Here is a 24,175-nt window from a genome sequence, read left to right on the forward strand (position 1 = left end):
ATGCAATAATCGTGCATCAACTGATCATTTAATGCGGGTATTCGACATGTTCGACTTGGATCACTTCGATCTAGCGCTGCTGGACGTGCTTCAGCGCTTCGGCCGGGCGACGCATCAGCAACTGGCCGAGCAAGTGCCGCTGTCACCGTCGCAGATCGGACGGCGTTTGCAGCGTCTGGAGCAGGTGGGCGTGGTGGACGGCTATCGCGTCGTGCTGCGGCCGGAGAAGCTCGGGCTCGGCGTCACCGCGTTCACCAGTTTGAAGTTGAAGCACCACGGCGATTCGATCATCGAGCAATTCCAGCAGCAAATCGACGTGCTGCCTGAAGTGCTGGAGTGTCATGCCGTGGTGGGCGACGCCGACTATCTGTTGCGCATCGTCGCGCCTGATCTCAACTATCTGTCGACGTTCGTGATGAAGAAGCTGATGCGCGTGCCGGGCGTCGATAGCGTGCGCTCTAATATCGTGCTCACCACCTTCAAACGCAATGGTCCGTTGCCGCTGGGCCATCTGTCGCCGGGGACAGCCGCCGCTTGATGCGGCGGCAGTATGGGTGCGGCGCCTGGCGAGCTGACTTCGCACTGCGCCCCGTATTGCCTCAGTCTTATGCCGCTTGCTTCGGCTCGCTGTCCGGGCTCAGCAGATCGACATAAGCCACCGCCACCAGATCCGATTCCGGCACGCCGAGCGTGGCGAACATCGCATGCGCTTCGGCGTGGCCGCCTTCTTCGTCGTCGTCCTGAGCGAGCAGCACTTCGAGTTCCACGAAGTCGCCCAGACCGTCGACCCGGTCCAGATGGATCCGCGTCCGCCCGGTCAGATACACATGCCGTTCCTTGGTAACGATGCCGCGCGTCGTCAGCGCGGTGGCGAGCAGCGCGTGCATGGCTTCCGGGTTGGTCACCGGGCTACGCGTGTAATACGACGCCTTCGGACCGTCACGGTCGTCGCGCTGATAGAAGATCAGCTCGGCCGGCGTGCCGTCGTCGAACTGGCGCAGCTTCAGGCGGCCGCGCGGCACGTCGTAGAAAAAGTCCTGCTGGCGGAAGATCAGCGGCGCGTCCGGCGCGAGCTGCGCCGCGCGTTCGCGGAGTTGCTCGAAATGCTGGGCGCGGGCTTTGATTTCAATGTTGCGTGCCATGTCAGGCTCCTGTCGAAGGATGGAGTGGTCGGCGGCTTCCGGTGTTGCCGGGGCGAAGCTGCCGGGAAGGACAAAGTCAAGTGGAACGGAAAAGGATGCGGAGCCGGCGCGTGAGCGCGAACCCTCAATCTAACAAAAACTGCGTGACGGTGTGGTTTCAGATGCCGGGCAGGCGATCGTGTTCCACGATCGGCGCTGGCGACGGTGCACGCGCAAGGAGATCGTCAGGAGGGCCGCACGATTTGATGAGCGTGTCATGAGAGGGGCTCATATCGCTCGCCCCTGGCGTCCTTGTGTCCTACACGCAAACTCGGTTCACCTGCGCCTCAAGTCGTCCATTGCTGCTCGATCAGCTTCAACGCCGCGGCAATCGCCGGTTCCTCCTTGCGTCGCGCGAGCGTGATAAAGGTGAGCTGAGTCGGCACGGTGACACCTTCGACGATGGTCAACGCGTGCGCATGCGCTTCGGCGATGGCGGTGGCGTCGCGCGCGAGCGTGAGACCGACGCCCGATTTGACCAGGTCGAGCATCGACGGCTCCTGGTCCACTTCCGCCACCTTGACCGGCTTCACGCCAGCCTCGTCGAAACAGCGCGACAACAACCGGTTATGCGCCGACGCCGGCGGCGTCCAGATCCACGGCAGCGCCGCGAGACAACGCCAGTCGCGCGCGCCCTTCACGCGGTCTTTCCAGCCGGCCGGCGCGAGCACACGGTACTGGAAATGAGTCAACGTGACCGCATGAAAAGCCGGGCCGTCGCGCGGTTCGTCTTCGGACGGCAGGCCGATGTAGTAGCCGACATCCAGTTCACCCGCGCGAACCTGGTCCAATACCCAGCCTGACATGCCGTGGCGCAAGGCCGTCTCGATGTGCGGCCAGGTCTCCACGAGCTGCTTGAGAAAGCCGCCCAGGCGCAGGAACGCCGGATCGAGGATCGTGCCGATCCGTAGCCGTCCGCGCACTTCGTGACGCAGCGATTGCGCCGCCCGCTGCACGTCGTTCGCCGCGGCGAGCGCCCGTTCCGCGTGGGGCAGCAGCGCCTGGCCGTCGCGCGTGAGCGAGAGCCCGTGCGAGGTCCGCGTGAACAGCGTCACGCCGAGCGTCTCTTGCAAATGCTTGATTTGCAGGCTGACGGCGGGTTGGGTCAGGTGAAGATGCACCGCGGCACGCGTGAGATTGCCCTCGCGTGCCACCGTGACGAACGCCCGAAGCAGAGTCAGATCCATATCCTGATATTAGCTCGCCTTATAGCGCAGTTGAGCATTACTCATTGGATTTGTCGACCCGAAGCGCCGTACGCTTCATCTTCAACATGCCTTTATCACGCCGCGGGCACCGGGGCGGAAGACTTCACAGGAAAGAGGACACCATGAGCGAGACATATCAGGACGAAACCCAGCGCACCGCGACCAGCGCCCGTGCGCTGACCCATTTCATCAACGGCAAGACGCTCGATGGCACGAGCGGCCGTTTCGGCGACGTCTTCAATCCCGCGCAAGGCAGCGTGAGCGCGCGCGTGCCGCTCGCGAGCGTCGCCGAAGTCGATGCTGCCGTCGCCGCCGCCCGTGCCGCCTTTCCCGCGTGGAGTGAAACCGCGCCGATCAAGCGGGCGCGTGTCCTGTTCAAGTTCAAGGAACTGCTCGACCGTCACCACGACGAACTCGCGGAACTGATCACGCGTGAACACGGCAAGGTGTTTTCGGATGCCAAGGGCGAGGTGATGCGTGGCATCGAGATCGTCGAGTTCGCGTGCGGCATTCCGAATCTGTTGAAGAGCGACTTCACCGATCAGATCGGCGGCGGGATCGACAACTGGAATCTGCGTCAGCCGCTCGGCGTGGTTGCCGGCATTACGCCGTTCAATTTCCCGATGATGGTGCCGTGCTGGATGTTCCCCGTCGCGATTGCGTGCGGCAACACGTTCGTGCTGAAGCCGTCGGAGCGCGATCCGTCCTGTTCGAACCGCCTCGCGGAATTGTTGAAGGAAGCCGGCTTGCCGGACGGCGTGTTCAACGTCGTGCACGGCGACAAGGTTGCTGTCGATGCGCTACTCGTGCATCCGGAAGTCAGCGCGTTGTCGTTTGTCGGTTCGACGCCGATTGCCGAATACATCTACACGGAAGGCACGAAGCACGGCAAGCGTGTGCAGGCTTTGGGCGGAGCGAAGAATCATCTGGTGGTGATGCCGGACGCGGACCTCGACCAGGCCGTCGATGCCTTGATCGGCGCGGCGTACGGTTCGGCGGGCGAGCGCTGCATGGCGATTTCGGTGGCCGTCGCCGTAGGGCATATCGCCGATGAGTTGATCGAGCGGCTCACGCCGCGCGTGAAGAGTTTGAAGATTCTCAACGGCATGGAATCGGATGCCGAGATGGGTCCGTTGGTGACGGCGGTGCATCGCGAGAAAGTGGTCGGCTATATCGACTCGGGTGTCGCGTCGGGCGCGAAGCTGGTTGTCGACGGACGAGGCCATCAGGTCAGCGGTCATGAGAAGGGCTTCTTTCTCGGCGGCACTCTGTTCGACAATGTTTCGACCGATATGAAGATTTATCGCGAAGAGATTTTCGGACCCGTACTGTGTGTGGTGCGCGTGCCGGATTTTGCTTCCGCGGTGGAACTGATCAACGCCAACGAGTTTGCTAACGGCGTGTCGTTGTTTACGTCCGATGGCGGCGTCGCACGCGCTTTTTCGCGCCAGATTCAAATCGGCATGGTAGGGATCAACGTGCCGATTCCGGTGCCGATGGCATGGCACTCGTTTGGTGGCTGGAAGAAGTCGCTCTTCGGCGATCATCACGCGTATGGTGAAGAAGGCGTGCGGTTCTACACGCGCTACAAGAGCATCATGCAGCGCTGGCCCGACAGTATTGCCAAGGGCGCTGAGTTTACGATGCCGGTAGCGAAGTAGTGTGAGGCATTTGCTTTCGGCAAGGCTTGTGGTGGCTTGCCGAAGGCCGTGGCAGAAACGAGTGCTAAACGGGCAGAAGAAAGGCGTAAAACACAAATAGAGCCCGACGCCGCAGTCGCATGGCAATCATGCGACTCGCCGACAAAAAAGCTTAGGAGACTGGACAATGAGCCATACCGATACGACGCCCGCGGCCCGGCGCCTCGAAGGCGAGTTCGACTACATCATCGTGGGCGCGGGGACGGCGGGTTGTGTCCTGGCCAATCGCCTGACCCAGGATCCCGACGTGCAGGTATTGCTGCTCGAAGCCGGCGGTAAGGACGATTACCACTGGATTCACGTGCCGGTCGGTTATCTCTATTGCATCGGCAATCCGCGCACGGACTGGCTTTATAAAACGCAGGCGGAAGCGGGCCTCAATGGCCGCTCGCTCTCGTATCCGCGCGGACGCGTTTTAGGCGGCAGTTCCTCCATCAACGGCATGATCTACATGCGTGGTCAGCGCGAAGACTACGATGAATGGGCGCGTGTCACCAACGACCCGTCCTGGTCCTGGAACTCGGTGTTGCCTGTCTTCAAACGCAGCGAAGACCACTATGCCGGCGCGACCGAATCGCATGGCGCGGGCGGACCGTGGCGCGTCGAGAAACAGCGGTTGAAATGGAAAATTCTCGAAGAGTTTTCACGCGCCGCGCAAGAGACCGGCATTCCCGCTACCGACGACTTCAATCGCGGTGACAACACCGGTGTCGGCTACTTCGACGTCAATCAGAAGCGCGGCATTCGCTGGAATGCATCGAAGGCGTTTTTGCGTCCCGCACTCAAGCGGCCGAATCTCACCGTAATCACCGGTGCGCACACGCAGCGCGTCGTCTTCGAAGGACGCCGTTGCACAGGCGTCGAATATCGCGGCAACGACACGGACTATCTGGCCAAGGCCCGCTGCGAAGTGATCCTCAGTTCAGGTGCGGTCAACTCACCGCAATTGCTCGAACTGTCCGGCATCGGCAATGGCGCGCGTCTGCAGAATCTCGGCATCGAGGTCGTCAACGATCTGCGTGGTGTGGGTGAAAATCTGCAGGACCATTTGCAATTGCGCATGGCCTACAAAGTCGACGGCGTACGCACGCTCAACACTGCGTCCGCGCATTGGTGGGGCAAGCTGCTGATCGGCATGCAGTACGCGTTTTTTCAAAGCGGGCCCATGTCGATGTCGCCGTCCCAACTTGGCGCGTTTGCCAAATCCGATCGGGAGGATCGCTCGCTTACCCGGCCCGACCTCGAATATCACGTCCAGCCGCTTTCTCTCGACCGCTTTGGCGAACCGCTGCATCGGTTCAATGCGTTCACGGCGTCGGTGTGTCAGTTGCGGCCCACTTCGCGCGGCAGCATTCACATCGAATCCGCCGACCCTTCGGCGCCGCCGTTGATCGCACCGAACTATCTCTCCACCGATTACGACCGGCACGTTGCCGCCAATGCGCTGCGTCTCACGCGCCGCATTGCTGGAGCGCCCGCGCTGGCTCGCTATCGACCGCAGGAAATTTTGCCGGGCGTTCAGTACCAGACCGAGGAAGAGTTGCAGCAGGCCGCCGGCGCGGTCGGTACGACCATCTTCCATCCGGTCGGCACCTGCCGCATGGGCACGACCGACGACCCCGGCGCCGTGGTCGACAACCGGCTACGGGTTATCGGTGTTGACGGACTGCGCGTGGTTGATGCGTCTGTCATGCCGAACATCACCTCGGGCAACACCAATTCGCCCACGCTGATGATCGCCGAACGCGCCAGCGAGATAATCCGCGAAGATCGCCGTGCGCGCGTGGCCGGCAGTTTCGCGGCACAAACGAGCTCGACGCCTTCCATGTCCGACGTGTGACAGCTAGCGCACGAGCCGCATGAGATGCCCGTCCGTCATGCGCGGCGGGCATCTCGCACGTAAGGGTCCCGCTCGGGCGGGCATCATCCACTAAGTGCAAATCCCAATGAATGCGCTGCATCATTGGCGCGACAATGGCAGCCATGCTGCGTGCCGCCCCATGGATCACCGTCCGGATTGGTGCAGCACGCCAACGAGCGGCACGGGGTGCCGCCGTCATAAAAAGTCGCGCAGCGGTTCGCGCGTAAGATCGTAATGCTTCGCCTTACTCCGTATGGAAGGGAACATGATTCTCGGCGATACGATTCTCGAAACGCGCGGCCTCACTCGTGAGTTCAAAGGCTTCATCGCCGTGAACGGTGTGAACCTGCGCGTGCGCCGTGGCTCGATCCATGCGCTGATCGGCCCGAATGGGGCAGGCAAGACCACCTGCTTCAATCTGCTCACCAAATTTCTGGAACCCACCGCGGGTCAGATCGTTTTTAACGGCATTGACATCACGAGCGAACGCCCGGCGCAAATCGCGCGGCGCGGCATTATCCGCTCGTTCCAGATTTCTGCTGTGTTTCCGCATCTGACAGCATTGCAGAATGTGCGCATCGGTTTGCAGCGCCAGCTCGGCACGGCATTTCATTTCTGGAAGAGCGAGCGTACGCTGCGCCAACTCGATGACCGCGCAATGGATCTGCTCACCCAGGTCGGACTGACCGATTTCGCCGATGTGTTGACGGTCGAACTTTCCTACGGCCGCAAGCGCGCGCTGGAAATTGCCACCACGCTTTCCATGGAACCCGAGCTCATGCTGCTCGACGAACCCACGCAAGGCATGGGCCATGAAGACGTCGACCGCGTGACGGCGTTGATCAAAAAAGTATCGAGCGGACGCACCATCCTCATGGTCGAGCACAACATGAATGTGATCGCCGGCATCTCCGACACGATTACCGTGCTGCAACGTGGCGAAGTGCTCGCCGAAGGCAGCTACGCCGAAGTGTCGAAGAATCCGCTCGTGATGCAAGCCTATATGGGCAGCGCCGACGCGGCGCTCGCCGGAGCCCACGCATGAATACGATTGCCGAGCGTGAAAGCCTCGACGTAAGCGGGACGGAGAACGCTGCTCCCGCGCTGGACATCAAGGGTTTGCAGGCGTGGTACGGGGAGTCCCATATTCTGCACGGCGTCGATCTGACGGTGAACCGCGGCGAAGTCGTCACGCTGCTGGGTCGCAACGGTGCGGGCCGGACCACCACGCTGCGCGCCATCATGGGCCTGACCGGACGGCGCACCGGTTCGATCCGCATCGGCGGACGCGAAACCATCAACCTGCCCACGCATCGCATCGCGCATTGCGCCGTGGGTTATTGCCCGGAAGAACGGGGTATCTTTTCGAGCCTCTCGTGCGAGGAAAACCTGCTGTTGCCGCCGCCGGTCGGCGACAAGGCACGCATGATGTCGCTCGAAGAAATCTATTCGATGTTTCCGAATCTGCAGGAGCGCCGCATGAGCCAGGGTACGCGGCTGTCGGGCGGCGAACAGCAGATGCTGGCGGTGGCGCGCATTCTGCGCACCGGCGCGAGCTTGCTCCTGCTCGACGAGATCTCGGAAGGGCTCGCGCCTGTTATCGTGCAGGCGCTGGCGCGCATGATCATGACACTCAAGGCGCGGGGCTATACCGTTGTGATGGTCGAACAGAACTTCCGTTTTGCCGCGCCGCTTGCAGATCGCTTCTACGTGATGGAGCACGGCGCGATTGTCGAGCACTTCGGGGCGAGTGAACTCGAAAGCAAGATGCCGGTCCTGCACGATCTACTGGGCGTATAAAAACGCCCGATTGCCTCTGATAACCACAAGCGAAGAAACCAGGAGACAGGAATGAAAAAGAACCCACTCGCGCGGCTTGCCACACTTTGTTTCGCGGTCGCCGCCGGCGCCGCTTTGACGATGGGCAGCGCGCAAGCGGCTGACGACGCGGTCAAGATCGGTTTCATTACCGATATGTCCGGTCTGTATGCGGATATCGACGGGCAGGGTGGACTCGAAGCGATCCGTATGGCGGTGGCGGATTTCGGCGGCAAGGTGAACGGCAAGCCGATCACGGTGGTGTATGCGGACCACCAGAACAAGGCGGACATCGCAGCGTCGCGCGCACGTGAATGGTTCGACCGCGACGGCGTCGATTTGCTGATCGGCGGCACGAACTCGGCGACCGGTCTGTCGATGAACACCGTAGCCGGAGAAAAGAAGAAGGTCTACATCAGCATCGGCGCGGGCGCGGACACGCTGACCAATGAGCAATGCACGCCGTACACGATCCACTACGCGTACGACACCACGGCGCTGGCCAAGGGCACGGGCTCGGCGGTGACGAAGCAGGGCGGCAAGACCTGGTACTTCCTGACCGCCGACTACGCGTTCGGCAAGGCGCTGGAAAAGAATACGTCGGACGTGGTGAAAGCAAGCGGCGGCCAGGTGCTGGGCGCGGTGCGCCATCCGCTGTCGGCTTCGGATTTCTCGTCGTTCCTGTTGCAGGCGCAGGCGTCGAAGGCGCAGATTCTCGGCCTCGCCAACGCGGGCGGCGACACGATCAACTCGATCAAGGCGGCCAAGGAATTCGGCATTACCAAGACGATGAAACTCGCCGCGCTGCTGATGTTCATCGACGATGTGCACAGCCTGGGTCTGGAAACCACGCAAGGCCTCGTGCTGACGGACAGCTGGTACTGGAACAAGGACGCCACCACGCGCAAGTGGGCGCAGCGCTACTTCGAAAAGATGAAGAAGATGCCGTCGAGCCTGCAGGCCGCTGACTACTCGGCGACCATGACCTATCTGAATGCAGTGAAGGCGGTGGGTTCGACCGACTCCGACAAGGTGATGGCGCAACTGAAGAAGACCAAGATCGACGATTTCTATGCGAAGGGCTACATCCGTCAGGACGGCAGCATGATTCACGACATGTACCTGATGCAGGTCAAGACGCCGGCTGAATCCAAAGAGCCGTGGGACTACTACAAGATCACAGCGACGATCCCCGGCGAGCAGGCCTTCACAACCAAGGCGGAAACGCGCTGCGCGTTGTGGAAATAAACGCTGGTTCGTAACCAGATGGCCGTCTGCCTGCTGCTCCTGTCGGGCGATGCGTAACGTCACGATGGTACACAGGCTGACGGTGAACCGTTTCACATGCCGCGCGCGATCGGCGTCTTTGCCGCTGATTGCGCGCCGGCCGGATCGTGCGTGACCGATCTCACCTTGGCGATGGGTTAAGGCTTCAATGGAAATCTTTGGCGTTCCGCTACCGGCGATGCTGAGCCAGCTGCTGCTGGGGCTCGTGAACGGCTCGTTCTACGCGATTCTGAGCCTCGGGCTGGCGGTGATCTTCGGCTTGCTCAACGTGATCAATTTCGCGCACGGCGCGTTGTTCATGCTGGGCGCGATGCTCGCGTGGATGGGCTTTTCGTATTTCGGCCTGCCTTACTGGGTCATGCTGGTGCTGGCACCGCTGATCGTCGGACTGTTCGGCATCGCGATCGAGCGCTCGATGCTGCGCTGGCTCTACAAGCTCGACCATCTATATGGGCTCTTGCTGACCTTCGGGCTCACGCTGGTGGTGGAGGGCGTGTTCCGCTCCATCTACGGTTCCTCCGGGCAGCCGTACGACGTGCCGTCGGCGCTTTCCGGCGCAACCAATCTCGGCTTCATGTTCCTGCCGAACTATCGCGCGTGGGTCGTGGTGGCCTCGCTGGCGGTGTGCTTCGCGACATGGTTCGTGATCGAGAAGACGCGCCTTGGCGCCTATCTGCGGGCCGGCACTGAAAACCCGAAACTGGTCGAAGCGTTCGGCATCAACGTGCCGCTGATGATCACGCTCACCTACGGCTTCGGCGTCGCGCTCGCGGCGTTTGCCGGCGTGCTCGCCGCACCGGTGATTCAGGTCTCGCCGCTGATGGGGCAGCCGATGATCATCACCGTGTTCGCGGTGGTCGTGATCGGCGGCATGGGTTCGATCATGGGCTCGATTCTTACCGGCTTGCTGCTCGGCGTGATCGAAGGGCTGACGCGCGTGTACTACCCGGAAGCGTCGGCGACCGTCGTCTTCGTGATCATGGCGCTGGTGTTGCTTGTGCGCCCGGCGGGTCTCTTCGGCAAGGAAAAATGATGCAGAGAAAATTGCTCTACGGTCTGCTGCTGATCGTGCTTCTCGCGGTGCCCGTGCTCGGCATCTATCCGCTCTTCGTGATGAAGGTGCTGTGTTTTGCGCTGTTTGCGGCGGCGTTCAATCTGCTGATCGGCTACACCGGCTTGCTGTCGTTCGGCCACGCGATGTTTCTCGCTTCGGCCGGCTATGTCACGGGTTATGCGATCCAGACGCTCGGCTTCTCGCCGGAGCTCGGTGTGCTCGTCGGCACCGCGGCGGCGACCTTGCTCGGCCTGATCGTGGGCATCTTCGCGATTCGCCGCCAGGGCATCTACTTCGCGATGGTCACGCTGGCGCTCGCGCAGATGGTCTACTTCGTGTTTCTGCAGGCGCCGTTCACGCATGGCGAGGATGGCCTGCAAGGCGTGCCGCGCGGCAAGCTGTTCGGCCTGCTGGATCTGTCGTCCGACGTGGCGTTGTACTTTGTCGTGCTCGCCGTGATGGTGCTGGCGTTCCTGCTGATCGTGCGGATCGTGCATTCGCCGTTCGGGCAGGTGCTGGTGGCCATCAAGGAAAACGAGCCGCGTGCGGTGTCGCTCGGCTACGATACGGATCGCTTCAAGCTGCTCGCGTTCATTCTGTCGGCGGGGATCGCGGGTCTCGCGGGTTCGCTCAAAGTATTGGTGCAGGGCTTCGAGACGTTGAGCGACGCGTACTGGACCATGTCCGGTCTCGTGATCCTGATGACGCTCGTCGGCGGCATGGGCACCTTGTTCGGGCCGTTGCTTGGCGCGGCGCTGATTGTGGCGCTCGAAGACCGGCTCGGCGATATCGGCGGAGCGTTGGCGACGACCACGGGCGTCGAGTGGTTCCGCTCGCTGGGCGAATCGGTGACCATTGTGACCGGCGTGATTTTCATTGCGTGCGTGCTGGCGTTCCGTCGCGGCATCGTCGGCGAAATCATCGCGCGGGTAAGGCCGCTGCGAGCGTGATGCACGGTGAAACACGCAATTGCTTCGGCATCCGATATAATCCGGCCGTTTTGATGCGGCGAGTTTGGATCGATAATCGAGTCGAAATGCATACCCGGCAAGGTTCGCGCAAACGTGCCCCAATTCAGTGCCGCAGTGCACCACTAGGGTAATTGCTAGTTGTAGTACGCAGGGTGCTCGTTTAATCTTCATGCAGTTCTGATGCACCACGAAATTTGCAGGTGGAGAACGAGGAGACAATGAGGCACTCAGTGCCCAGACGAAAGCGCTGTTGGATTGATATCCAACAGCGCTTTTTATTTGTGTTTCTGCTTATTCGCCATTCAAATCCCCCGCTAATTCGGTGACCCTTTTTTATTCACCGAACATGTCTCTATTTCACACGGCTCAACCCCGCAAAACGCTTGCGGCACGTGGCTTTCGTCCGCTAAACTCGCTATTCACCGACCGCCTGGTCGGGATTTAAATCCACGGATTTAAATTCGAATGAATGACGGGGTTAGATAGAGGAGCGGAATGAAGTCGGCATTGCGTTGGATCAGTGCGGCATTGGTCGCCACCGGAGTGAGCGCGGCATGGAGCGGCCATGCATTCGCGGACGTAAAAATCGGCGTGACCGTGTCGGCAACGGGCCCGGCCGCGTCGCTCGGCATTCCGGAAAAAAACACGATCGCGCTGCTGCCTAAAGAGGTGGCAGGCCAGAAGATCGATTACATCGTGCTCGACGACGCCACGGATTCCACCCAGGCCGTCAAGAACACGCGCAAGCTCACGAGCGAAGATCACGTGGATGCGCTGATCGGCTCGACCGTCGTGCCGAATTCGCTGGCCATGATCGACGTCGCCGCCGAAACCTCCACGCCCATGATCTCCATGGCCGCCGCGGCGAGCATCGTCGAACCGATGGATGCGAAGCGCGCGTGGGTCTTCAAGACGCCGCAGAACGACATTCTCATGGCCACCGCGATCGCGCAGCACATGTCGAATCACGGCGTGAAGACGGTCGCGTTCATCGGCTTCTCCGACGCTTATGGCGAGAGCTGGTTCAAAGAGTTCGGCAAGGCTGCGGATCTCGCGAAGATTAAGGTCGTCGCGAACGAACGTTTCGCGCGCAACGACGCATCGGTGACTGGCCAAGTGCTGAAGATCATGTCGCAGAATCCGGATGCGGTTTTGATCGCGGGCGCCGGCACACCGGCCGCGCTGCCGCAGAAAACGCTCAAGGAGCGCGGCTACAAGGGCAAGTATTATCAGACGCACGGCGTCGCCAATAACGACTTCCTGCGCGTGTGCGGCAAGGATTGCGAAGGCACGTATCTGCCGGCGGGTCCGTTGCTCGTCGCTGAGCAACTGCCCGATTCGAATCCGGTGAAGAAGAGTTCGCTCGCCTATAAGCGCGCGTACGAAACCGCTTACGGCGCGGGCTCGGTGTCGACCTTCGGCGGCCACGCGTGGGACGCGGGCCTGCTGCTGCAACGCGCGATTCCGCTGGCGCTGAAGAAGGGTCAGCCGGGCACGCCTGCGTTCCGCGAAGCACTGCGTGCAGCGCTGGAAAGCACCAAAGACATGCCCGCGTCGCACGGCATCTTCAACATGAGCGCGAACGACCACGCTGGTCTCGACCAGCGGGCGCGCGTGATGGTGGAGATTGTCGGCGGCAAGTGGAAGTTGTCCGGCGACTGAGCGAAGGCTAAGCGATATGGACCTCCATTAAACAAAAGACGCGTGCAGTTGACGCGTCTTTTTTATTGTCCGCATCGCGTGAAAAAGTGTGGTTCCGCGGCTTCAGGACAAACCCGCATTTGGGTTGCGGTCTATTGACCGTCGTTCATGCAGAACGCAATACTACTAACATGTTAGTGTTTTGTTCACAGGATTTCGCAGCAGTTTGCAGTCGTGGTACGCAGCAGGGAGTGGCACCAAAGCGGCAAAGGTATTCGCGCTGAGCAGGGAAAACCATGCTTGGCACACCTGAACCCTATAACTAGATTCAGACACCCGGCCCGTGAGTCGGATTACAGATACGCGCTTCAAAGCGTTTGGAGACTTGCAATGACAAAGACAAAGCAATGGGTACGCACCGGCATCGCCATGGCGTTGATGTGCGGCGCGGGCGCGGCGTTCGCCCAGGTGAAAATCGGCGTGACGCTTTCCACGACGGGGCCGGCTGCATCGCTCGGGATTCCTGAAAAGAACACGATTGCGCTGCTGCCGAAAGAGATCGGCGGCAAGACCGTGCAATACATCATTCTCGACGACGGATCCGATACCGGCAAAGCCGTGCAGAACACGCGCAAGCTGATCGACGAAGACCACGTCGACGCGATCATCGGTTCGACCGTCACGCCGAATTCGCTCGCGATGCTCGCCGCGGCTGCTGAAGGCAAGACGCCGGTGATCTCGCTGGCGGCATCGGCGGCGATCATTTCGCCGATGGATGCGAAGCGCGCATGGGCCTTCAAACCGCCGCAAAACGACAGCCTGATGGCCGACGCGATCGCCGACTATATGGAGCATCACGGCGTGAAGACGGTGGGCTTCATTGGCTTCGCGGACGCCTACGGCGACGGCTGGAACAACGTCTTCACCGCAGCGGCCGCGGCACACAATCTGAAGATCGTTTCCAACGAGCGCTTCAACCGCACCGACGCATCGGTGACGGGCCAGGTGCTGAAGACGATGGGCGCGAATCCCGACGCGGTGCTGATCGCGGGCGCGGGTACGCCGTCGGCGCTGCCGGCCAAGACGCTCAAGGAGCGCGGCTACAAGGGCAAGGTCTACCAGACGCACGGCGTCGCCAACAACGACTTCCTGCGCGTGTGCGGCAAGGATTGCGAAGGCGAATTCCTGCCTGCTGGTCCGATCCTCGTGGCGGATCAGTTGCCTGACTCGAACCCGGTGAAGAAGTCGTCGCTGGCCTATAAGTCGGCGTACGAGAAGGCGTATGGCGCGGGCTCGGTGGCGACCTTCGGCGGTCATGCATGGGACGCCGGCCAGATGCTGCAAGCGGCGATTCCGGTCGCGCTGAAGAGTGCTCAGCCGGGCACCGAAGCGTTTCGCGTGGCACTGCGCGGCGCACTTGAGAACATCAAGGAACTGCCGGTCTCGCACGGCATCATGAACACGACGACGACCGATCACAACGGCCTCGACAAGCGCGCACGCGTGATCGTGCAGATCGTCGACGGCAAGTGGAAGCTGCAGAACGACTAACGACAAGAGCGGTACGCGCCTCTCGCGCAACGTGCGGCATGTGACGCCGCATTGCCATTCTGTTCGATGACAATGGCATCGACCGCCGCGCCGTGTTCCGGCGCGGCGGTCGCCTTTTCAGGCATTGCGGGTCGGTGGACGGCTGCGAGTTCTGCCGCCACGACTGTTTCCCAGTTTCGATTTCGACGCTTCAGGACGAGGAAGTATGGATCTATCAATTGCGGCGATCCTCGCGCAGGACGGCATCACCACCGGCGCGATCTACGCGCTGCTCGCGCTCGCGCTGGTGCTGGTGTTCTCCGTGACGCGGGTGATCTTCATCCCGCAGGGGGAGTTTGTTTCGTACGGCGCGTTGACGCTCGCCGCACTACAGACACAAAAATTTCCGGCCACCTGCTGGTTGCTGATGGCGATGGGCGCGGCCTGCTTCGTCGTCGAGATAGCGGGGCTGGTGCGGCATCCCGAACGGCGCCGGCATGCGGCTCGCACGCTGGTCATGCTGGTCGGCAAATATCTGCTGTTTCCAATCGCGGTCTACGCGCTCACGCAAGGCGTTTTCATGCATCAGCTGCCGATGATCGCGCAGATCGCGTTGACGCTGCTGATCGTGATTCCGATGGGACCGTTCGTCTACCGGCTCGCGTATGAGCCGATCGCGGAGGCGACCACGTTGCTGCTGTTGATCGTGGCGGTGGCGGTGCACTTCGCCATGGTCGGCCTGGGTCTCGTGATGTTCGGTGCGGAAGGTTCGCGCACCACTGCGTTTTCCGATGCGACCTTCAACATCGGCACGCTGACGATTTCCGGGCAGAGCTTGTGGGTGGTTGGCACCGCGGTTGTGCTGATCGGCGCGCTGTATCTGTACTTCGACCGCTCGATCTCGGGCAAGGCCTTGCGCGCGACGTCGGTGAACCGGCTCGGCGCACGGCTCGTCGGCATCGGCACGACGCAAGCAGGGCGCCTCGCATTCACGCTGGCGGCGGGCCTCGGCGCGCTGTGCGGCATCCTCGTCGCGCCCTTGACCACCATCTACTACGACTCGGGCTTCCTGATCGGTTTGAAGGGCTTCGTGGGGGCGATTATCGGCGGCCTCGTCAGCTATCCGCTGGCGGCTGCGGGCTCGATCCTGGTCGGCCTGCTGGAGTCGTATTCGTCGTTCTGGGCGAGCGCCTATAAGGAAGTGATCGTGTTCACGCTGATCATCCCCGTGTTGCTCTGGCGAAGTCTTGCCAGCCCGCACGCCGAAGAGGAAGAGGAGTGACGCGATGAAACGGATCATGCAAAACAAGTTCTTCTGGTTGTTCCTCGTGGTGCTGTTCGCGCTGCCGGTGTTGCCGCAACCGATTCACGTGCCTGAGTACTGGGTGACGCTGCTCAACTACATCGGCCTGTATTCGATCGTGGCGATCGGCCTCGTGCTGCTGACCGGTATCGGCGGAATGACGAGCTTTGGGCAGGCCGCATTTGTCGGGATCGGCGCCTATGCGACCGCGTATCTGACGACACGGTACGGCGTCTCGCCGTGGCTCGCGCTGATCGCCGGTGTGGTGGTGACGGCGTTGATCGCGCTGATGCTCGGGCTTGTGACGATGCGCCTGTCTGGGCACTTTCTACCGCTCGGGACGATTGCGTGGGGACTCGCGCTGTTCTACCTGTTCGGCAATCTTGAGATGCTCGGCAAATACGACGGCATCAACGGGATTCCGGTGCTGAATGTGTTCGGCATCAACCTGGAGTCGGGCCGTCACATCTACTACCTGATCTGGCTGGTCGTGCTCGGCGCGGTGATTTCAGTTCAGAATCTGCTTAATAGTCGACCGGGGCGGGCGATCCGCGCTCTGCGCGGCGGCGGCATGATGGCCGAAGCGATGGGCGTGAACACCGGCTGGATGCGCGTGGTGATCTTCGTGTACGCGGCAGTGCTGGCGTCGGTGTCGGGCTTCCTTTACGCGCATCTGCAGCGCGCGGTGAACCCGACGCCGTTCGGTCTGAACCACGGCATCGAGTTTCTGTTTATGGCCGTGGTTGGCGGCGTCTCCCACGTCTGGGGCGCGGTGCTCGGCGCGGCGATCCTGACGGTGCTGCAGGATTATCTGCAGACATTGCTGCCCAAGCTGCTCGGCGAGAACGGCAACTTCGAAGTGATCGTGTTCGGCATCTTGATGGTGCTGTTGCTGCAGTACGCCCGCCAAGGCGTATGGCCGTTCGTCGCGCGGTTTTTCCCGAAGGGTCCGCGCGCTCATCTGGCGGATCACGCTGAACCGTTGCCGCAGCGCAGCAAACCAGCAGCCGGTGAGGACCTGCTGACGGTGAACAAGGCGCGCAAGCAATTCGGCGGTCTGGTTGCGGTGAACGATGTCAGCTTCGAGGTGAAAGCAGGGCAGATCATCGGCCTGATCGGCCCGAATGGCGCTGGCAAGTCGACCACCTTCAATCTGGTGACGGGCGTGTTGCAGGCGACCAGCGGTGAGATCACGTTCCGCGGCGAGCGCATCGATTCGTTGAATTCACGTGAAATCGTCAAACGCGGAATCGGCCGCACTTTTCAGCACGTCAAGTTCCTGCCGGGGATGACGGTGCTCGAGAACGTTGCGATCGGCGCGCATCTGCGCGGGCAAGCCGGCGTGTGGCGAAGCGTCGTGCGCCTGAATAGCGCCGAAGAAGCGCGGCTGATGGCGGAGGCGGCTCGTCAGATTCGTCGCGTCGGCCTGGAACAGCACATGTACGACGAAGCCGGCAGCCTCGCGTTGGGGCAGCAGCGGATTCTCGAAATCGCTCGCGCGTTGTGCTGTGACCCGACGCTGCTGCTGCTGGATGAACCGGCCGCTGGTCTGCGCTATCAGGAAAAGCTGCAATTGGCCGACCTGCTACGCCGCCTCAAGGCAGAGGGTATGAGCGTGTTGCTGGTGGAGCACGATATGGATTTCGTGATGAATCTCACCGATCGGCTCGTGGTCATGGAGTTCGGAACCCGAATCGCGGAAGGTTTACCGCAAGAGGTACAACAAGACCCGGCTGTGCTGGAAGCGTATCTCGGCGGGGTGGAGTGATGGAGAACACGATGAATGCTGCTGGTCCGATTCTCGACGTGGACGGTTTGTCGGTCCGCTATGGCAAGGTCGAGGCGCTGCACGGCGCGGCGATCAAGGTGCGGCCCGGGCAGATCGTCTCGGTGATCGGCCCGAACGGCGCGGGCAAGTCCACGCTGCTGAACGCAATCATGGGCGCATTGCCGACCACGGGCCACGCGAAGGGCGCCGTTCTGTATCAGGGCGAAGATGTCAGCGCGGTGCCAGTCGAAAAGCGCGTCGCGCGCGGGATGTGCCTGGTGCCGGAAAAGCGCGAGCTGTTTGCGTCGATGACGGTGGAAGACAACCTGGTCCTCGGTGCCTATCGGCGCAAGCGGGCAGGGGAGCGCAACTTCCTCGACCAGCTCGAGCCAGTCTTTACGTTGTTTCCGCGGCTGAAGGAACGACGCAAGCAGGCTGCCGGTACCTTATCCGGTGGCGAACGGCAGATGCTGGCAGTGGGCCGGGCACTGATGGGCAAGCCGGACCTACTGATGCTGGACGAGCCGAGTCTCGGTCTTGCGCCGTTGATCGTGAAAGAAATTTTCCACATTATTAGCGCTTTGCGGCAGACCGGCGTTGCCACATTACTGATCGAGCAGAACGCGCGTGCCGCGTTGCAAATCTCTGACTACGGCTACGTGTTGGAGACCGGCGAGTTGGCGCTGGAAGGACCGGCGGCGGATTTGGCGCAGAATCCGCGCGTGATCGAAACGTACCTTGGGCTGGCCAAAAAAGTGGCTTAGCGCTTAGGTTGGTTGCTGTTTCCCGTTGATCAAAGCGGTGTGTTTCACGTGAAACACACCGCTTTTTATTGGTTGGCCATTCGGACGAAATTCGGGCCTAAACCGAACCCGTTATAATTCGCTCATACATTTTCCTTTGAAAGGCTCACGCGACGATCTGGCGTGAGATCCGCGATGCTCTTTCCCACAGAATTTGACGTAATCGTCGTCGGCGGCGGTCATGCCGGTACCGAAGCTGCTTTAGCTTCGGCGCGCATGGGCAATACGACGCTCCTGCTGACCCACAACATCGAAACCCTCGGCCAGATGAGCTGCAATCCGTCGATTGGCGGTATTGGCAAGGGTCATCTTGTGAAGGAAGTCGACGCGCTCGGCGGTGCAATGGCGGCCGCGACGGACGAGGGCGGCATTCAGTTCCGCATCCTGAATTCGTCGAAGGGCCCGGCCGTTCGCGCGACGCGCGCTCAGGCTGACCGTCTGCTGTACAAGCAGGCTATCCGGCATCGGCTCGAGAACCAACCGAACCTGTGGCTGTTTCAGCAGGCAGTCGACGATCTGATGGTGGAGGGCGATCGCGTCGTCGGCGCTGTCACGCAGGTGGGCATCCGTTTCCGCGCACGTGCGGTGATTTTGACGGCTGGGACATTCCTCGACGGCAAGATTCACGTGGGTTTGAACAACTACACCGGTGGCCGCGCCGGCGATCCGGCGGCGGTGTCGCTGTCTGCTCGCCTCAAGGAATTGAAGCTGCCGCAAGGTCGCCTGAAGACCGGGACGCCGCCTCGTATCGACGGTCGCACGATCGATTTCTCGCAACTCGAAGAGCAGCCGGGCGATCTGGATCCAGTACCGGTGTTCTCGTTTCTCGGTCGCGTCGAGCAACATCCACGACAAGTGCCGTGCTGGGTAACGCATACCAACGAGCGTACGCACGACATCATCCGCGGCGGTCTCGACCGTTCGCCGATGTACACCGGCGTGATCGAAGGAGTGGGGCCGCGCTATTGCCCGTCGATCGAGGACAAGATTCACCGATTCGCGTCGAAGGAATCGCATCAGATCTTTCTCGAGCCGGAAGGGCTGACGACCAACGAGTTCTACCCCAACGGAATTTCCACGAGTTTGCCGTTCGATGTACAACTGGAGCTTGTACGCTCGATGCGCGGCTTGGAGCACGCGCATATCCTGCGGCCCGGCTATGCAATCGAGTACGACTACTTCGATCCGCGTGGGCTGAGGGCGTCGCTGGAAACCAAGGTGATCAATGGGTTGTTCTTCGCGGGTCAGATCAACGGCACGACCGGCTATGAAGAGGCGGCCGCACAGGGTCTACTGGCGGGGATCAATGCGGGTCTGTTTGTGCAAGGCAAGGAAGCATGGTGCCCGCGCCGCGATCAGGCCTACCTCGGTGTGCTGGTCGACGATCTGGTGACGCGTGGCGTGTCCGAGCCGTATCGCATGTTCACGAGCCGTGCTGAATACCGTCTGAGCCTGCGTGAAGACAACGCGGATATGCGTCTCACCGAGATTGGCCGTGAGTTGGGCGTGGTTGACGACGTCCGTTGGAACGCTTTCAGCCGCAAGCGCGACGCTGTTTCACGTGAAACAGAGCGTCTTCGCACGACCTGGGTCAATCCTAAGACATTACCGGCTGACGAAGCGACGGCGTTGCTCGGCAAGCCGATTGACCACGAGTACAGCCTGGCGGATCTGCTGCGTCGCCCGGGCGTGTCGTACGACGGGGTTTGCGGATTGCGCGCCGGCGCATGTGCCGCGCCTGAAACCTTGGCAGAAGACGACGTGCTGCTCGCCCAGATCAAGGAACAGATTGAGATCGGCATCAAATATCAGGGCTATATCGACCGCCAGGCAGGCGAAATCGAACGAAACGAGGCGCACGAAAGCACGCGTCTGCCCGAGGGACTGGACTACGCGGAAGTCCGAGGGCTGTCGTTCGAAGCGCGCCAGAAGCTGACGCAATTCCGCCCCGAAACCATTGGCCAGGCGTCGCGCATTTCGGGCATTACGCCGGCAGCGATCTCCTTGCTCATGGTCCATCTGAAGCGCGGCTTGGGTCGTCGTCCGACGAAACCCACCGAGCCCGGCAGCGACAGTACGCCGGTGACGCAATGACCGTGAGCCAGAAGGGAGGTGGTAGGGACGCGCTGGCGCCGTTGCTAGAGGACGGTGTTCGCGAACTCGGCCTTGACTTGAGCAGCGCGCAACTGGGCAAGCTGCTCGACTACGTCGCGTTGCTGTCGAAGTGGAATGCCGTCTACAACCTCACGGCGATCCGCGATCCGAGGCAGATGCTGATTCAGCACATTCTGGATTCGCTTTCGATCGTGCCGCATCTGGCTCCGCTCCGCCCGTCTTCTGTACTCGATGTCGGCTCTGGCGGTGGCCTGCCAGGCATCGTGCTGGCGATCGTTTTGCCGGAATGGACCGTCACCGTGAACGACATCGTTCATAAAAAGACAGCTTTTCAGGCACAGGCCAAGGCCGAACTCGGCCTCGCGAACCTCTTGGTAGTGACCGGCCGGGTCGAGACTTTGCGGCCGGGCGCCGAAGTACCGGCAAAGTTCGACGTAATTGTCTCGCGCGCATTCGCAGAGCTCGCGGATTTCGTTACACTGGCCCGTCATCTGGTTGCGGAGCAGGGCGCGATCTGGGCCATGAAAGGGGTGCGCCCGGACGGCGAGATCGAACGCTTGCCGGCGGGCGCCCACGTGGAACAGATTATTCGGCTGAACGTGCCTTCGCTCGACGCCGAGCGGCACCTGATCAAGGTTTTGATAGACGCGGGCGCCTAGCGGGCTGGAGGCTGGCGCCGGCCAGCCGCAACGTCGCATCAGTATCACCCACGATTTTTACTTCATCCAAGCTGCAAAAGGGACACACCAACGATGGCAAAAATCTTCTGCGTTGCGAACCAGAAAGGCGGCGTCGGTAAGACGACGACCACAGTCAATCTGGCCGCGAGCTTGGCAGCGCAGGGACAGCGAGTCCTACTCATCGACCTGGACCCGCAGGGCAACGCCACGATGGGCAGTGGCATCGATAAAGCAGCGTGCGCCAACACCGTCTACGAAGTGCTGGTCGACGGCGTCGCGGTGGCCGATGCGCGAGTGCGGCCGGAAGCAGTCGGTTACGACGTGCTGCCCGCGAACCGCGAACTCGCGGGGGCCGAGGTCGAGTTGGTCAGCGTGCAGAACCGTGAGCGTCAATTGAAGGCCGCGCTCGCGGCGGTCGAAAACGAATACGAGTTCGTGTTGATCGACTGCCCGCCGGCTTTGTCGCTGCTGACGCTTAACGGCCTGTGCGCCGCGCACGGCGTCGTGATTCCGATGCAATGCGAGTACTTTGCACTCGAAGGCTTGTCCGATCTGGTCAACACGATCAAACAGGTGCACGCGAACCTGAACCGCGACCTGAAGGTGATCGGTCTGCTGCGCGTGATGTTCGATCCGCGCATCACGTTGCAACAGCAAGTTTCAGATCAGCTGAAAGAACATTTCGGCGACAAAGTGTTCGACGTGGTGATTCCGCGCAACGTGCGTCTTGCCGAGGCACCCAGCTATGGATTGCCGGGCGTGGTGTTCGATAGGGCATCGCGCGGTGCGCAGGCGTATGTGCAGTTCGGCGCGGAAATGATTGAGCGGGTGCGCGCATTGAATGACGCGCCCCAGGCATCCTAAGCGGATCGAGGAAGCACGATGAATGCAGTAGCGAGAAAAAAGGGATTGGGTCGCGGCCTGGAAGCATTGCTGGGTGGCACCGCTGACATTACCGAGGCGGTGACGATCGAAGGTGCGCCCAACGTGCTGCCGCTCAGCAAGATGCAAGCGGGCAAGTATCAGCCGCGTACGCGTATGGACGAGGGCGCATTGCAGGAACTGGCGGCCAGCATCCGCGCGCAGGGCGTGATGCAGCCGATCCTCGTGCGTCCTGTGTCGGCGGACAAGTACGAGATCATCGCCGGCGAGCGGCGGTTTCGCGCGGCGCGTCTCGCGGGCCTCGACGAAGTGCCGGTGCTGGTGAGGAACGTGCCGGATCAGGCCGCCGCCGCGATGGCGCTGATCGAGAACATTCAGCGTGAAGACCTGAATCCGCTGGAAGAGGCGCAAGGCATCCAGCGCTTGCTCGACGAGTTTAATTTCACGCACGAACAGGCTGCGGAGTCGGTCGGGCGCTCGCGTAGTGCGGTATCGAATCTGCTGCGCTTGCTCAACCTCGCGTCGCCCGTACAGACGATGCTGCTGGCTGGTGATCTGGACATGGGGCATGCTCGTGCGCTACTGGCCGTCGACGCCGCGACCCAGATCACGCTGGCCAACCAGGTCGTCAACAAGCGCATGTCGGTCCGCGAAACCGAAAAGCTGGTGACGGCGACCACAAAGACTGCGCCAGCGGTGAAGGCGCGTGCAAATCCCGATGGTGGCCGCGATACGCGGCGGCTCGAAGAAGAGTTGTCGGACTTGCTGGCGGCGACGGTCAAGATCAAGCTCGGTCGACGCGGGCGCGGCCAGGTGCTGGTGGACTTCGGTGATCTGGACGCGCTGGAAGGCATTCTGGTCCGGCTGCGTGGCAACGCCACTGCCTGATCGGCGAGTCGAATGGGAGGGGCGCCTGATAGGCTTGCGATGGGCCTGAATGCCGATCGCAAGCTGTTGGGTACGCCATGAGTGCTTTGGGGCGGCGGGCTTGCAAAACAAACGCATAGAGCACTGATCGGACTTTGCGACCGATCGGTGATCCATATCAACGTTCGATGGATTCCTAAATAAAAGCGGCGCCAGATAATCAGGATTGCTCATATATCGAAACGTCCGACGGGACTCGTCGGCCGCGAGGATTACGGCGGTCGCGCGCGTAGTTGTTATGCTGCAATCTCCGCGCGGATGAATTTCACGGAGGAGGGCGTGCCCGACGCAAAAGCTGAAAGCTGCCCGCCAACTCACTAGCGCACTCATTGGACGCGAGCGAGCGAGATACTTCGCGAAAGCCTGTCTCGGGGATCGTCACGCACCAGTTAGTTCACGAATAAGAGCGCACCACTTCGCACCTACCCGGCGCCGTCCGCCATGTCCACTTGCATAGGCAAAAATCGACGTTTGTTGCATTTTCGAGACGTCTGCTACGACGTTTAAACGGCCTCTCGACGCGTGCAAACTCACGCGATTCAAACCGCATGTTTTGGCACCCCCCGACAGCCTTACATTTGACGTCTTTCACCCCGCAAAGCGGTCGTTCCCGCATGGTGGAGAGGCTTTTCACGCTGGTTATTGAACGGCCTAAAGTCTTGAATTGCCTGCAACTATCGCTTACAATCGCCCGGATTTAATTGCACGGGAACCCCGTAAGCGCAGCGTAAGCTCGCGGGCTGGAACAAGACTTTCGGAACACTGCGATGGCGGTCAAAACGTCGAATCAAGCGCCGAAGAATGGGCACGACGAACACCGCGATGAACGCAAAGCTTCCGTTGCGTCCACCGGTCAGCAAGCGACACCTGACGAAGCGTGGGATGTCGAGCAGCAAGATAACAATATCGTTCCGCTCACGCGGGCTGAAGCTGAAAAGCTATTTGGTCCCAACGTGAGTCGTCCATCGCGCGTTACGCCTTTCAAGGTCGTGGCAGCGCAAATGGTTTTGTCCCTGGGTGCTACGCTGGTGTGGTGGCTGTTTTACAAGCCGCCGGGCGCTGCTGCGCTGTCCGCGTTCCTGGGGGGGGCGATCTGCTGGGTGCCAGGCGCGTTGTTCGCGGCACGACTTAGAACGCTGAGCGGCGCTGAAACAGTGATGAGCTGGATGATCGGCGAAGCGCTCAAGATGGGGACAACGATCGCGATGTTTGTAGCCATCGCCTTCTGGTATCACGACGTACGCTGGGTTCCGCTGCTCGTGACTTACCTCATCGCGCTCAAGACGTACTGGATCGCCTTAGCCTGGCGCTAAGGTAGCAGCAACAAAAGTAGCAGCAAAAAATTCAGGCTGGCGCGCAGCGCTGGCGTAAGGAGTGCGGATATGACACGATCCGCACCCGGCGCGTTCCCGCAACACAGAATTGCCGCGGGCTCGGCCTAAGACG

The 24,175-nt window shown here is 61.2% G+C and carries 20 protein-coding genes; 18 read left to right on the forward strand and 2 right to left on the reverse strand.

The features are described 5' to 3' along the window. The first annotated feature begins 46 nt into the window (after positions 1–46). Complete coding sequence (locus P0D80_RS14145) at positions 47–538, forward strand: Lrp/AsnC family transcriptional regulator (RefSeq protein WP_132376515.1); 492 nt, start codon at positions 47–49, stop codon at positions 536–538. Between the two features lie 67 nt (positions 539–605). Here the strand turns inward: P0D80_RS14145 and P0D80_RS14150 are convergent, their stop codons facing one another. Next, positions 606–1,142: a class IV adenylate cyclase gene (locus P0D80_RS14150; RefSeq protein ID WP_095417868.1), complete on the reverse strand. Its 537-nt coding sequence runs from the start codon at positions 1,140–1,142 to the stop codon at positions 606–608. A 326-nt stretch (positions 1,143–1,468) separates the two neighbouring features. Continuing rightward, positions 1,469–2,368, reverse strand: a complete 900-nt coding sequence (locus tag P0D80_RS14155; RefSeq protein ID WP_408176348.1) for a LysR family transcriptional regulator — start codon at positions 2,366–2,368, stop codon at positions 1,469–1,471. 143 nt (positions 2,369–2,511) lie between these two features. On the opposite strand from P0D80_RS14155, the gene P0D80_RS14160 reads away from it, so the two are divergent. The 17 genes from P0D80_RS14160 to P0D80_RS14240 all read left to right on the forward strand — a co-directional run bounded on the left by P0D80_RS14160 (position 2,512) and on the right by P0D80_RS14240 (position 24,042). Next, on the forward strand, positions 2,512–4,050 hold the full coding sequence (locus P0D80_RS14160) for a CoA-acylating methylmalonate-semialdehyde dehydrogenase (RefSeq protein ID WP_408176349.1): 1,539 nt from the start codon (positions 2,512–2,514) through the stop codon (positions 4,048–4,050). A 166-nt stretch (positions 4,051–4,216) separates the two neighbouring features. Further along, positions 4,217–5,929 carry a GMC family oxidoreductase gene (locus P0D80_RS14165; protein ID WP_408284636.1) on the forward strand — a complete coding sequence of 571 codons (1,713 nt, stop codon included), beginning with the start codon at positions 4,217–4,219 and terminating at the stop codon, positions 5,927–5,929. Between the two features lie 286 nt (positions 5,930–6,215). Further along, positions 6,216–6,995 carry an ABC transporter ATP-binding protein gene (locus tag P0D80_RS14170; protein WP_132376519.1) on the forward strand — a complete coding sequence of 260 codons (780 nt, stop codon included), beginning with the start codon at positions 6,216–6,218 and terminating at the stop codon, positions 6,993–6,995. Then, positions 6,992–7,750 (forward strand): ABC transporter ATP-binding protein, encoded by a 759-nt coding sequence (locus tag P0D80_RS14175; RefSeq protein ID WP_408284638.1) that lies wholly within the window; start codon positions 6,992–6,994, stop codon positions 7,748–7,750. The genes P0D80_RS14170 and P0D80_RS14175 overlap by 4 nt, the downstream gene beginning before the upstream one ends. Positions 7,751–7,801: 51 nt before the next feature. Next, positions 7,802–9,016: an ABC transporter substrate-binding protein gene (locus P0D80_RS14180; RefSeq protein ID WP_132376521.1), complete on the forward strand. Its 1,215-nt coding sequence runs from the start codon at positions 7,802–7,804 to the stop codon at positions 9,014–9,016. Positions 9,017–9,203: 187 nt separating this feature from the next. Further along, on the forward strand, positions 9,204–10,088 hold the full coding sequence (locus P0D80_RS14185) for a branched-chain amino acid ABC transporter permease (protein ID WP_132376522.1): 885 nt from the start codon (positions 9,204–9,206) through the stop codon (positions 10,086–10,088). After that, positions 10,088–11,059, forward strand: coding sequence for a branched-chain amino acid ABC transporter permease (locus P0D80_RS14190; protein WP_408176352.1), 972 nt, complete (start codon positions 10,088–10,090; stop codon positions 11,057–11,059). The genes P0D80_RS14185 and P0D80_RS14190 overlap by 1 nt, the downstream gene beginning before the upstream one ends. A gap of 516 nt (positions 11,060–11,575) precedes the next feature. Further along, positions 11,576–12,742, forward strand: a complete 1,167-nt coding sequence (locus tag P0D80_RS14195) for an ABC transporter substrate-binding protein (RefSeq protein WP_408176353.1) — start codon at positions 11,576–11,578, stop codon at positions 12,740–12,742. 369 nt (positions 12,743–13,111) lie between these two features. Further along, the gene (locus P0D80_RS14200; RefSeq protein WP_408284641.1) at positions 13,112–14,272 is read left to right on the forward strand and encodes an ABC transporter substrate-binding protein; all 1,161 of its coding nucleotides are present in this window, start codon (positions 13,112–13,114) and stop codon (positions 14,270–14,272) included. A gap of 205 nt (positions 14,273–14,477) precedes the next feature. Further along, the gene (locus tag P0D80_RS14205) at positions 14,478–15,533 is read left to right on the forward strand and encodes a branched-chain amino acid ABC transporter permease (protein WP_408176354.1); all 1,056 of its coding nucleotides are present in this window, start codon (positions 14,478–14,480) and stop codon (positions 15,531–15,533) included. A 4-nt stretch (positions 15,534–15,537) separates the two neighbouring features. Further along, complete coding sequence (locus P0D80_RS14210; RefSeq protein WP_408284643.1) at positions 15,538–17,322, forward strand: branched-chain amino acid ABC transporter ATP-binding protein/permease; 1,785 nt, start codon at positions 15,538–15,540, stop codon at positions 17,320–17,322. Between the two features lie 11 nt (positions 17,323–17,333). Further along, positions 17,334–18,086, forward strand: coding sequence for an ABC transporter ATP-binding protein (locus P0D80_RS14215; RefSeq protein WP_206001998.1), 753 nt, complete (start codon positions 17,334–17,336; stop codon positions 18,084–18,086). Between the two features lie 174 nt (positions 18,087–18,260). Next, the gene (mnmG, locus tag P0D80_RS14220; protein ID WP_408284646.1) at positions 18,261–20,219 is read left to right on the forward strand and encodes a tRNA uridine-5-carboxymethylaminomethyl(34) synthesis enzyme MnmG; all 1,959 of its coding nucleotides are present in this window, start codon (positions 18,261–18,263) and stop codon (positions 20,217–20,219) included. After that, positions 20,216–20,899, forward strand: coding sequence for a 16S rRNA (guanine(527)-N(7))-methyltransferase RsmG (gene rsmG / locus P0D80_RS14225; RefSeq protein ID WP_408284649.1), 684 nt, complete (start codon positions 20,216–20,218; stop codon positions 20,897–20,899). Before mnmG ends, rsmG begins: the two co-directional genes overlap by 4 nt. 93 nt (positions 20,900–20,992) lie before the next feature. Further along, the gene (locus P0D80_RS14230) at positions 20,993–21,784 is read left to right on the forward strand and encodes a ParA family protein (protein ID WP_132376531.1); all 792 of its coding nucleotides are present in this window, start codon (positions 20,993–20,995) and stop codon (positions 21,782–21,784) included. 18 nt (positions 21,785–21,802) lie between these two features. Continuing rightward, positions 21,803–22,690, forward strand: coding sequence for a ParB/RepB/Spo0J family partition protein (locus tag P0D80_RS14235; protein ID WP_408284651.1), 888 nt, complete (start codon positions 21,803–21,805; stop codon positions 22,688–22,690). 806 nt (positions 22,691–23,496) lie between these two features. Then, positions 23,497–24,042 (forward strand): ATP synthase subunit I, encoded by a 546-nt coding sequence (locus tag P0D80_RS14240; RefSeq protein ID WP_408284653.1) that lies wholly within the window; start codon positions 23,497–23,499, stop codon positions 24,040–24,042. Positions 24,043–24,175 lie beyond the last annotated feature (133 nt).

Origin of the sequence: Paraburkholderia sp. RL17-373-BIF-A, from assembly GCF_046030175.1 — a bacterium.
GTDB lineage: Bacteria > Pseudomonadota > Gammaproteobacteria > Burkholderiales > Burkholderiaceae > Paraburkholderia.